Source organism: uncultured Phascolarctobacterium sp. (assembly GCF_905212365.1).
Classification (GTDB): Bacteria; Bacillota; Negativicutes; order Acidaminococcales; family Acidaminococcaceae; genus Phascolarctobacterium_A.
Map to the genome: position 1 here is coordinate 1 of NZ_CAJMEH010000068.1, position 10,318 is coordinate 10,318.

11 protein-coding genes and 1 pseudogene are annotated in these 10,318 nt (G+C 52.5%); 1 reads left to right on the forward strand and 11 read right to left on the reverse strand.

Translation table 11 applies throughout. The features are described 5' to 3' along the window. From QZ105_RS09270 to QZ105_RS09315, 10 genes and pseudogenes are all read right to left on the reverse strand, one after another. Window positions 1-731: pseudogene (locus QZ105_RS09270) on the reverse strand (serine dehydratase subunit alpha family protein); the annotation flags it as partial. A gap of 137 nt (window positions 732-868) precedes the next feature. Then, window positions 869-2,161, reverse strand: a complete 1,293-nt coding sequence (locus tag QZ105_RS09275; RefSeq protein WP_293729637.1) for a diaminopimelate decarboxylase — start codon at window positions 2,159-2,161, stop codon at window positions 869-871. Window positions 2,162-2,166: 5 nt separating this feature from the next. Beyond that, window positions 2,167-2,862 (reverse strand): TrmB family transcriptional regulator, encoded by a 696-nt coding sequence (locus tag QZ105_RS09280; protein WP_293729638.1) that lies wholly within the window; start codon window positions 2,860-2,862, stop codon window positions 2,167-2,169. Between the two features lie 136 nt (window positions 2,863-2,998). Continuing rightward, complete coding sequence (locus tag QZ105_RS09285; protein WP_293729639.1) at window positions 2,999-4,129, reverse strand: phage antirepressor KilAC domain-containing protein; 1,131 nt, start codon at window positions 4,127-4,129, stop codon at window positions 2,999-3,001. Between the two features lie 15 nt (window positions 4,130-4,144). Continuing rightward, window positions 4,145-4,774 carry a hypothetical protein gene (locus tag QZ105_RS09290; protein ID WP_293729640.1) on the reverse strand — a complete coding sequence of 210 codons (630 nt, stop codon included), beginning with the start codon at window positions 4,772-4,774 and terminating at the stop codon, window positions 4,145-4,147. A 13-nt stretch (window positions 4,775-4,787) separates the two neighbouring features. After that, window positions 4,788-4,937 carry a YvrJ family protein gene (locus tag QZ105_RS09295; RefSeq protein WP_293729641.1) on the reverse strand — a complete coding sequence of 50 codons (150 nt, stop codon included), beginning with the start codon at window positions 4,935-4,937 and terminating at the stop codon, window positions 4,788-4,790. 275 nt (window positions 4,938-5,212) lie between these two features. Next, the gene (locus QZ105_RS09300) at window positions 5,213-5,452 is read right to left on the reverse strand and encodes a DUF2922 domain-containing protein (protein WP_293729642.1); all 240 of its coding nucleotides are present in this window, start codon (window positions 5,450-5,452) and stop codon (window positions 5,213-5,215) included. Between the two features lie 160 nt (window positions 5,453-5,612). Beyond that, window positions 5,613-5,840, reverse strand: a complete 228-nt coding sequence (locus tag QZ105_RS09305) for a hypothetical protein (protein WP_293729643.1) — start codon at window positions 5,838-5,840, stop codon at window positions 5,613-5,615. Then, complete coding sequence (locus QZ105_RS09310) at window positions 5,830-6,414, reverse strand: peptidoglycan recognition family protein (RefSeq protein ID WP_293729644.1); 585 nt, start codon at window positions 6,412-6,414, stop codon at window positions 5,830-5,832. Before QZ105_RS09310 ends, QZ105_RS09305 begins: the two co-directional genes overlap by 11 nt. A gap of 491 nt (window positions 6,415-6,905) precedes the next feature. Next, window positions 6,906-7,673 (reverse strand): sigma-70 family RNA polymerase sigma factor, encoded by a 768-nt coding sequence (locus QZ105_RS09315; protein ID WP_293729645.1) that lies wholly within the window; start codon window positions 7,671-7,673, stop codon window positions 6,906-6,908. A gap of 463 nt (window positions 7,674-8,136) precedes the next feature. Between QZ105_RS09315 and QZ105_RS09320 the strand changes: the two genes are divergently transcribed. Beyond that, window positions 8,137-9,483, forward strand: a complete 1,347-nt coding sequence (locus tag QZ105_RS09320; RefSeq protein WP_293729646.1) for an MATE family efflux transporter — start codon at window positions 8,137-8,139, stop codon at window positions 9,481-9,483. Between the two features lie 113 nt (window positions 9,484-9,596). Here QZ105_RS09320 and rsmA read toward each other — a convergent pair. Next, window positions 9,597-10,318: 16S rRNA (adenine(1518)-N(6)/adenine(1519)-N(6))-dimethyltransferase RsmA (gene rsmA, locus QZ105_RS09325; protein ID WP_293729647.1), on the reverse strand; the 722-nt coding region annotated here is incomplete at its 5' end.

Below are 10,318 nucleotides of genomic sequence, written 5' to 3' on the forward strand. Positions count from 1 at the left end.
GCGTCGCTGCCAGCCGCCGCCGTAGCCCGCGCCCGCGTGCGCAGGCTTTCGGGGTCGCGCTGCAGCAAAATTTTGCCGATGCTCGCGCCGTAATCATGCGCCAGGCCTTCCTCGGAAATAGCCATATTGTACTCAATCTGGCGCTTTAACAACGGCAGTACGTTATCCAGCGGCATATTACGCGCCGCGTCCAAAACGTCCTCGATAGTCCACACGCTCTGCGCCGCTCCCGCAGCCTCCGGCACGATTGGTTTTTCCAAAACCGTCGCGCCGTTCTTTTTTATAGCAGTGATATTGGTGTGGTCCGTGCGAATAGTCACCTCGGCGTTCTGCCCGCCTGCCGCGACGAAAACGCGAATATAAAAAATATCAGGCTCTTCGGAAACGTGAATCTTAATCACGCCGGACTGCGCCAATTTTTTAATCGTTTCTTTTTCCCGACCGTCGATATAAGCCAGCACCTCCAGCTGGCGCTCCGGGTGCGCGGCGACCAAGCCTGCGGCGCAGGCGACCTCGATGCCCTTCATCTGATTGGTATTGGGCACGACCACGCTCTTGACGTTTTTAATAATATTGCGGCTGACCCAAATTTCTACCTGCTCCGGAAAGCAGCCCAGCTGCTCGCGGCACACGGCCGCGCAATAGGCGATAGCGATGGGCTCCGTACAGCCCATGGCCGGGATCAATTCCTCGGCCAGCGCCTCCTCGTAAACGGCGTATTTATTTTCCATAATTACCCTCCATCCGCAAACGGCACGGCCCGGCCGCCGCTCTGAATATTCTAAAACAATTTTATAATAAAAAAATCCGTCCAACAAGCAATTTTTGTGTGACGGATTTTTCTGTTTGTTAAACGCCGGCCGGACGCTTACATTTTTATCTGTGCTTCCGCCTCCAGCTTCGCGCCGTATTCGGGGCTGAAATCGAAGGTTGCGAAATAATCGGCGGGAGTTTCGGCGCGGCGGATCAGCTTAGCGCTGCCGTCCTCCTGCAAAAGTATTTCCGCGCTGCGCAGCTTGCCGTTGTAATTGTAGCCCATGGAAAAGCCGTGCGCGCCCGCGTCGTGAATAAAGAGCAGGTCGCCGATATCGATTTTGGGCAGCATTCTGTCGATAGCGAATTTATCGCTGTTTTCGCACAGGCCGCCGGTAACGTCGTACTTGTGGTCGCAGGGCGCGTCCTCCTTGCCCATCACCGTAATATGGTGGTAAGCGCCGTAAATAGCCGGACGCATCAAATTGGCCGCGCAGGCGTCGCAGCCGATATATTCCTTATAGGTGTGCTTCTCGTGGATAGCCTTCGTAACCAAGCCGCCGTTGGGAGCCAGCATAAAGCGGCCCAGCTCCGTAAAAATCTTTACGTCGTCCATGCCCGCCGGCACTAAAATTTCCTCGTAAGCCTGACGCACGCCCTCGCCGATAACCATTAAATCGTTATCCTGCTGTTCGGGGCGATAAGCCACGCCGATGCCGCCGGACAAATTGATAAATTCGATATGCGCGCCGGTTTTTTCCTTCAGCTCTACGGCCACCTTGAACAAAATCCGCGCCAGCTCCGGATAATAAGCGTTGGTCACGGTGTTGGAAGCCAGAAAAGCGTGCATGCCGAAATGCTTCACGCCCTTTTGCAGCAAAATTTTATAAGCTTCGATAATCTGCTCATGGGTCATGCCGTATTTAGCGTCGCCGGGGTTATCCATAATATTATTGGCGATAGCAAAATGGCCGCCGGGATTATAACGACAGCTGATGGTGTCGGGAATATCGGCTGTCTTTTCCAAAAAATCGATATGCGTAATATCGTCCAGATTTATCGTGACGTTCAGCTTGCGCGCCAGCCGAAAATCCTCCGCCGGCGTAGCGTTGGAAGAAAACATAATCTCGCTTTCCTTAAAGCCCACAGCGTCGCTCATCAAAAGCTCCGTATAGGAGGAGCAGTCGGCGCCGCAGCCTTCTTCGCGCAAAATTTGCAGCAGGTAGGGGTTAGGCGTAGCCTTCACGGCAAAATATTCCTTAAAGCCCTTGTTCCACGCGAAAGCCTTGTACAGCAGGCGCGCCGTGCGGCGAATGCCTGCCTCGTCGTACAGATGAAAGGGCGTGGGATATTGGGCGATTATTTTCTCTAATTGCTCTTTAGTTACAAAGGGTACTTTCTTCGACATATATATCACCTTTCCGTAAGTTGAATAAGCGCGATCTCGTTTTTCAAAGCTTCCTTAAATAAATCCACCAGATTACGCTTACAGGAATACAAGCAGCTGGAATCTTCCGCGTCCTCCAAATCCCCGGTCAAAACCGTGCGGGAATCGGCAATCAGGCGTATTTGCTCATTTTGTTTGACTGTACCGTAGCAAATTGCGCCCGGAAGCGTAAAGGACTTATCGCTGATAACGACTACCTTCAGCCCGCGGGCCACCGCTTCTGCCAGCGGCTGGCGCAGCAGCGCCAAAACCCGAGCGTTGGCCGACACATAAATGCGCGCCTGCGCCTGACGCACCGTATTGCGCAGCTTGTTGATGATTTCACGCTCGCCCTTAATCGTGATGTAGCCTTCCGCGTCGCTTTGCAGCACCGGCAGCCGGCTGAGAATATCTTCCTTAATCTCTGCCAATCTGTCCAGCTTATTGGCGCAAAATTCCGCAGGGGCCACCGGCGTATAGCGCGTCACCTTGCCTTCCTCCAGCACATAGGCCGCGCCCTTGTCCACCAGTCCGGCCAAAGCCGTGTAGGTATTGGAGCGCGAAATCCCCGTTTGCTTGGCGGCCTCGTAGCCCGTCAGCTGACCGGCCTTGAGCAGCAGCACATACAGCGTCGCTTCCTGCTTAGTCAAATTAAAATTAGTAAGCCCTTCGATAAGATCCATAGTCCCTCATTCAGCTCTTCTTTATTGTTCCTGTTTAAGAACACTATACTATTTTTTTCTGCGGTTGTCAATGACTAACTGTGAAAATAAAGCCGCAGGCGAAAATTTTTCTCGCTTTGCCGCTCCCTGCATATCCTTACCACTCGTCCGCCGCCAGCTCCGCTATTTCTTCTCCCGCCGGTTCGTCGATTGTTTCCAGTTCCACAGGCTCGCTATCCTCCCAAGAATCGTCAATAGCTTCCAAACTTTCTCCATCTTCTTCCTCCTCGCGCTTTACTTTAGCCTTATCGTTTACGCCTTGCGCTTGAGCGTCAGCGTTCTGATTTGCCTTTTGCCCCTTGCGATTCGCCGCCGCCATCGCGTTTGCGCCGTCAGCCTGCGCCGCGTTTTCTGCTTGCAGCCGCAATTCTTCTGCGTCCAGCACCGCCAGCGCCTCCTCGTCCTTCGTCTGCAAAAATTTGCTGATAAAATAGCGCTGACCCTTACCCGTCACCATGGGCGTGCGCGTAATGTATTCGCGCCCGTCCCGGGGCGATGCGGCCACGCTTTCCTTGATAATGAACAGCCCCGCGTCCACACACCTTTGGTAAGGCATATTCCACATCTGCCCCTGCTTGCGCTGCAAATAGCCGTTCTCCCGCAGCCATTCAAAAAAACGGTTCTGGCCGATTTCCACGCCGTTCTGCGCCAGGAGCTTGGCCATTTCGCCCACCAAAATCGCCGTACGGTTTTCGTAAACAGCCTTAGCGAAGTCGATACGCGGCTTGTTGCGGACAAAATAAGCGTTCTTGCGCTCGATGAGCGCGTCCCTTTCCTGCAAGGCAGTTTCACGCTGGCCCAAAAGCTGCAGCGTCGCGATATGCTTTTGCCGTTCCTCCGCCAGCTTGTCCGTCAGCCTTTGCAATTCCTCCGGATTTTGGCGGGCGGCGGCTAAAGCCGCGTCCGTCAGATACGCGCCGTTTTGGCGCAGCGAGGGGATGACTTCGCCGCACAGCCAGCGCTTAAAATCCTTGGCCGCAGGCAAGCTGCTGGATAAAATCAGCGAATAAATGCCAATCTCATTAATCACAACGGCTTTACGAACGCCCTTTTGGGTAACGATTCGTTCTAGGAAGCGGTCGTCCTCGTCCACATGGTCGATAACCGCTTTGTGCGGATTGGTATAGCCTAGGATTTCCGCTGCGTCGCGGCCCACAAACCACGTTTCGCCGTTACGCCGCACCGTGCGGATTTTAAATTGCTCGTTTTTGATTAGCTGTAGCTGCATAAGCACCGCCTCCCACTACGCAAACAGCGACTGCACTGCGGCGGGCAGCGCCCGGGGCGCCAGCAGCTTGCGCTCGATAAAATTCTGCATATAAGCCTGCGCCCGCTTGCGCACGCACACGCCGCCAAAGTCCAGCTCCCGCGAATTTTCCCGCGCAGGCAGCCACATCAAATCCCGCGAAAAATCGTCCCGCCCGGTAAAATACAGCTGCGCCATATGCTGCTCGTACATGGTCTTGACTGTGCGATAGCAAATTTCCTGCGCCAAACCCCGGGAAAGAATGGCGACCACAAGGGCTAATTGGGCGATTTGCAGCTCCGTAGGGTAATCGCCGCAAATAATCCGGCGCTTGCTGTCGAACAGCAGGCCGCTGTTGGTATAGCGCAAATCCTTGCCGCAGCACAGCGCTATGTGGATATCGCCGGACAAAAAGCCCCAGTCCGGAATATTATCCAAAAGATGGAGGCGGGGCCGGTAAATTTCGCCCGCCTTGTCGATACACAAATGAAATTCGTCGAACACCTCGCCCCACCGCCCCCAGGTATAATGTAAAAAAAGGGTGCGCTCACGCTCGCCCTTAGCCAGCCGCGCCATTTCCAGCAGCGGCTCGTGTTTTATCTTCACCGGCTTGATTTGCATTTTCATCTTGCTTGCTCCTTTACTTATCCGCCGCCAGCACGCGGGCCAGCGCTTCGATATTGTTGGACAGTTTTTCAATCTTCGTTTCCATGCGAATCAGCAAATAACAGCTCACAATCATGGGAAAGCCGTAATTGCCGATGGCGTTCATCAACTGTTCTGCTTCCATAGGTTCCTCCTTTCGATTTTTTTATAATCTCCCCCAGTCATTTTGCAAATCTGCAAACTCCCTCAGTCACCTGCGGTGACAGCTGGCTTTTAAAACTCCCTCAGTCATTTTGCAAGCAAAATGCCAGCTCCCTCAAAGAGGGAGCACAAGAGTTTAGCTTTTTACTTTCACCTTGTCCTTCAAAGAGGGGGCACTTCACTTTCGCATTACGCTTTAGTTTTGTTCCCCCTCTTAGAGGGGGATGTTGAGCGTAAGCGAAACAGGGGGAGAATGCTTTACAGCAGCTCCGCGTACTGGCAGGTGTGGAAGCGGGCTTCCGCCAGCTCTGTCAGCTCGTCCTCCGCGTGGGACAAGAGCAGAATATTATTGTCTAGGAAATACTGGGCCACCTCGATGCACTCGTCGTTAGTGGCGTCGTCCTTCTGGTCGTAGATAATAATGGTTTTGGTGCGCCCGAATTTAGTGCGGAACACCAGCTCCAAAGATTTGTTGTCGCCGTCTTTTACCTTAGCCATAGATTTCACCTCCTTTCGGTTTGATAAACTCCCCCAGTCGCTTTCAGCGACAGCCCCCTCAACGAGGTGGCACAAGAGTTTAGCATTACACTTTAGTTTTGTCCCCCCTCTTAGAGGGGGGTGACTGCGAGCTTACGAGCAGACAGGGGGAGAATGGGCCTTACGCCGTTTGCGTCAGCTCGTATTTTTCCGTCAGCACGACTCTGTTGGGCGCAGAGCTCATCAAAGAACCCAGCTTGCGCATACCTTCCAGCAGCACGTCGTCGCTGACAGACGGCTGCACGCGGCCGATGTTGCGGGCAACGAACTTCTCATTGCCCTCGTCGTCGTAGCCGTTGGGAATTTCCAGACTTACGCTGCGGTAAGTCAGAATTTTGTTAGCGGACATAAATTTCACCTCCTTTCGTAGTATTTTTAACTTCCTCATACTCCCGTGCCAGTTGGCGCAGCAGCCGGCCGCCGGGCTGTAAAATTCCCCGAGCGTCCGGCAGCCAAGCCAAATCCCAGCGCAAATCCGCATCGCCGCTGCCGGGGCCGTAGCCGTCCAGCTCCGCAACTTCGCAGTGAGTGGCGACGTGCGCAGCGTCCGGCGGCAGTCCCATACCCTTGCACAAAACTGCGATTACCGCCGCCAATTTTGCTACCTGCGCCTGCGTCGGCTCAAAGCCCTGCGGGTAAACAGGCTCGCCGTCCGCGTCCAAAAAAGCGCCGTAAGCGCAGCACAGCGCGATTCCCACCGCACCGGTATTGCGCCGCCAGGTGTGGGCCTTGCGCTCCGTCAGGCTGACGCAGGTCTGAAAAATTTCGCCCCCGCCGCCAATGTTCAGGTGGTAATCGCTAAAGAATTGGCCGTAGCGCCCAGCCGTCCAGTGCAGGTACAGCCGCTGGATTTGGCCCCGCGCCCGGCAGGCCAGCCCTTCCAGCTCCGGCAAAGAAATTTCAGGAGGACCAGCAACAATCATAAGCATTCGCTCCTTTCAAATTGCGCCGTTTGAAAAATTTTACGAGGGAATGGCGCGTGTAAATTTACCCCCTATATACAATATGGCGTTTTTTAACGAAAATCATACCATGGGCAGAGGAAAAATTTTTTTATTTTTTTTTTGCAATCGAAGGTATGATTTTTAGATTTTTTTGCCATATTGTATATAGATTCTTTTTTTCTGCTTTTTCTTTACTTGGTTTCTTTTTCGTCTTTTTTTCTTGCCATGTCTATTTCTACTAGAATTTACGTTAGTAAATTCTACCTATTGGCTAGTAAAATATTATAGAGTTCTACGGTAGAAGTAGAACGTAACGCCAGAACTCCAAACCCAAAATATATCCGAACATTCTTTCCTAGAACATTTCGTTACCCTAAAAAAAGAACGCCCCAAAAACCCCTAAAGATTTTCAGAACGTCCTTCAAAAAAATTCACATAAATTTTTCAGTTTTAATTTACTAAAACGAAATTTACCTCAATTTTGCGCGCAGCAAAGCTAACCCCCGCTTACGCAAACGATAAGCGCAAGCAGAGTTAATGCCTTTAGCACGAGCAAATTCCTCCAACGTATAGCCTTCGATAACAGTCGCCACAATAATTTCCCTCTGCTTTTTGGTAAGCGAGTCTAATAAATCTTCCGCCAAATGCTTATCATGCAGCTTATCCATTAAACCGTTTTTATCCGACGGATTGATTAGCCTTCTGCCATCGGCGTCAGTTTCATCAAGAATGACGCTATCTTGAACAGAATTATTCCTGAAAGCCTTATGCAGCAGTTCATACCGCAAATTGATACGCGCCAGCGTGGGAAAACGCCGATAGCTTTTATTATCGTACCGCTGCAAAAAATTCAAAAAACTTTCCCAAGCGGTATTTACAGAATCGTCGCCCAGTATTTTGATAATATTGCTATTGTGAGCTTCCTTGTAGACCAAGGGTTCAAAAGCTGCGCACAGCTTGTCGATAGCAGGCTGCTCGAAGCGCTGCGCGGCGGCGACCAGCTTGCGCAATTCGCCGGCGGAGAGGCGGGCGTAAGCCTTGCCTGACGCTTGACGCGAGCCTTTAGCGGCGGTTTTGAAATGTGCGCCCGGCTTGCGCGTTTTCGCAAGGGAGCCTGCGCTTTGGTTTAAAGCGGAGCTGGCGCAAATTGCGTCCTGCTTCGCTAAAGCGGTTTTGCGAGCTGCGCCGCGTAGTGCAGGCGCGGCAGCGTAGTTGGAGATGCGTTTTTCGGTTTTCATTTTGTCCCGTCCTTTCGGGCAGAGTACGGCCTTGGCCAAACCTGCCTAAATATGACGGGCCCGTCTATAAAATTGTCGACGGGACTATTATATAAAAATTTTCAGAAAAATGCTATTAAAATTCGAAAATTCTGAAAATTATAGTAAGACTAAGATAGAAAATAAAAAAGCGCGGCGGCTGAAAATGCCGCAAAACGAAGATTTAAGCGAACGCTCTTTCCTATAACGATTCGTTACCCTAAACCCCGCCCCATGTAAAAATCTTGTGAAATAATTTAGCCGCCGCTTTACAAGCCCCTTGGCTGAGCGTATAATATCTCAAGCTTAGCAAGGCGTTAATCGCCGAGAAAAGGGCGCTGGCAGGCTTATCCGGGAAAAATCCGCGCCGACGGCACGCAGCCGCTTACACAGACAGCGAGCCCCGGATATATTTTCACCTGCCGCGCCTGCGAGGGGGCAAAACATGAGTAAATTCAAAGAGCACGGCGAAAGATTGTCCGTCTTTAAAATGACCTGGCCTATCTTCATCGAAATTCTGCTGCAAATGATGGTCGGCAACGTGGACCAATTTATGCTGAGCCGTTATTCCCAGCATTCCGTGGCCGCTGTCGGCAACGCCAATCAAATCATCAATATCGTTATTATCGCGCTCAGCGTTATCAGCATGGCCGCTACAATTCTTATCGCCCAGCACCGGGGCGCGGGCAACAAGGAAAAGGTCGCAGAGGTCTGCACTGTCGCCCTGCTGACCAACCTGGTCCTCGGCGGCGCTATCAGCTTGGTATTATTTGTTTTTGACGATTTCTTTCTGCATCTTTTGGACGTGCCGCCGGAAATTTGGGCGGAGGCCGCGCTGTTTCTGCGTTATATCGGTCTGTTCATTATCGTGCAGTCGGCCTACATCTCCTTTATTTCCTTCTTCCGCGGCTATTCCCTGCTGAAAGTCACCATGATGACTTCCATTATTATGAACGTCATCAATATTACGGGCAACTGCTTTTTGATTCACGGCTTCGGCCCCATTCCCTCCTTGGGCGTTCTGGGCGTTACCATCAGCACCAATACCAGTAAGGTGCTGGGCCTGCTGCTCATTATGTATTTCTTCCGCCGCTTTATCGACGTGCGCCTGTCCCGGAAGTATCTTACGCCCTTTCCCAAGCATACGCTTTTTAAAATTCTTTATTTGGGCCTGCCCTCCGGCGGCGAATCCCTTTCCTACCAAATCTCCCAGATGGTCATTATGCGTTTCGTCAACGTCATGGGGCTGGTGGTCATTACCACGAAGATTTACGCCTACATTATCGCCAACTGCACCTACGTTTATACGCAATCTCTGGCTATGGCGACGCAAATCATCGTCGGCTTTTTAATCGGCACCGGCAATCTGGACGCCGTCAGCAGCCGCGTGTGGAAAACTATTCGCCTGGGCGTGCTCATCAGCGGCGCGCTGACCTTCGTGCTTTATCTGAACAGCGATTTTATTTACGGTATTTTTACCGATAATCCCGAGGTTTTAGAGCTGGGGCGGCATATCTTCCTCATTGAAATTTTTTTGGAGATGGGCCGCGCCGTCAATATGGTTATGGTTATGTCCCTGCAGGCGGCGGGCGATATTAAATGGCCGGTAACGACGGGCTTGATTTCCATGTGGCTTACCGCGACCCTGGGCTCCTACATTCTGGGCATTGTCTGCGGCTTGGGGCTCATCGGCGTTTGGCTGGCCATGTGCGCGGACGAAATTCTGCGCGCCTGCGTCTTTATCTACCGTTGGCGCAGCGGCGGCTGGCGCAAAATCAAGCTGATAGATTAAGCGGCAGCCCAAATTTTTTCTTGCAAAAATAATATGAAAACGACAAAAGCGACGGACGTCTAAGCTGCAATGTCCGTCGCTTTTTTGTATGTATTTTCGTTATTAAATATGAATCATCTGCACGCTTGGGCAAAGGTATTGGTCAGCCGCGCAAATTCCTCCAGGCTCAAGGTTTCGGCGCGGCGCTTGCCGTCGACGCCCGCCCGCTCCAGCCAGCGCCCGGCCTGTTCGCCGGTGACGCCCATATTTTTCAGCGAATTGCTCAGCATTTTGCGGCGCAGGGAAAAGGCCGCCTTGACCACGCGGAAGAATAAGCCTTCGTCGCACACCTCTACCGGCGGTTGGCTGCGGCGCTTGCACACGATGACCGCAGAATCCACGGCCGGGGCGGGAATGAAGGAGGAGGGCGGCACGATGAAGGCAATTTCCGGCTCCGTATAATACTGAATGGCTACGGACAGCGCGCCGTAATCCTTGCCGCCGGGCTGCGCCGCCATACGCTCGGCCACTTCCTTCTGCACCATGGCTACCAAACGCTCCATGGGCAGACGCTTTTCCAAAAGCGCAAAAATAATCGGCGTCGTAATATAATAGGGCAGATTGGCGCACACCTTAAATTCCGGCGCGTCCACCTCCCGCATAATATCCACCTGCAAAATATCGCCGTTGACGATGCGCACGTTGTCATAGCCGTCCAGCGTCGCAGCCAGAACAGGCAGCAAGCGCTTGTCCAGCTCCACGGCGACAACTCTTGCGCCGCTTTCCGCCAGTCCCTGGGTCAGAGTGCCGATGCCTGGCCCCACCTCCAGCACCGTATCGTCCGCCGTCAGCTCGG

What these genes read in the sequence shown, in the direction of transcription:
- QZ105_RS09275 (WP_293729637.1), bottom strand. Translation starts at nt 2,161, where the DNA reads ATGTCGAAGAAAGTACCCTTTGTAACTAAAGAGCAATTAGAGAAAATA.
- QZ105_RS09280 (WP_293729638.1), bottom strand. Translation starts at nt 2,862, where the DNA reads ATGGATCTTATCGAAGGGCTTACTAATTTTAATTTGACTAAGCAGGAA.
- QZ105_RS09285 (WP_293729639.1), bottom strand. Translation starts at nt 4,129, where the DNA reads ATGCAGCTACAGCTAATCAAAAACGAGCAATTTAAAATCCGCACGGTG.
- QZ105_RS09290 (WP_293729640.1), bottom strand. Translation starts at nt 4,774, where the DNA reads ATGAAAATGCAAATCAAGCCGGTGAAGATAAAACACGAGCCGCTGCTG.
- QZ105_RS09295 (WP_293729641.1), bottom strand. Translation starts at nt 4,937, where the DNA reads ATGGAAGCAGAACAGTTGATGAACGCCATCGGCAATTACGGCTTTCCC.
- QZ105_RS09300 (WP_293729642.1), bottom strand. Translation starts at nt 5,452, where the DNA reads ATGGCTAAGGTAAAAGACGGCGACAACAAATCTTTGGAGCTGGTGTTC.
- QZ105_RS09305 (WP_293729643.1), bottom strand. Translation starts at nt 5,840, where the DNA reads ATGTCCGCTAACAAAATTCTGACTTACCGCAGCGTAAGTCTGGAAATT.
- QZ105_RS09310 (WP_293729644.1), bottom strand. Translation starts at nt 6,414, where the DNA reads ATGATTGTTGCTGGTCCTCCTGAAATTTCTTTGCCGGAGCTGGAAGGG.
- QZ105_RS09315 (WP_293729645.1), bottom strand. Translation starts at nt 7,673, where the DNA reads ATGAAAACCGAAAAACGCATCTCCAACTACGCTGCCGCGCCTGCACTA.
- QZ105_RS09320 (WP_293729646.1), top strand. Translation starts at nt 8,137, where the DNA reads ATGAGTAAATTCAAAGAGCACGGCGAAAGATTGTCCGTCTTTAAAATG.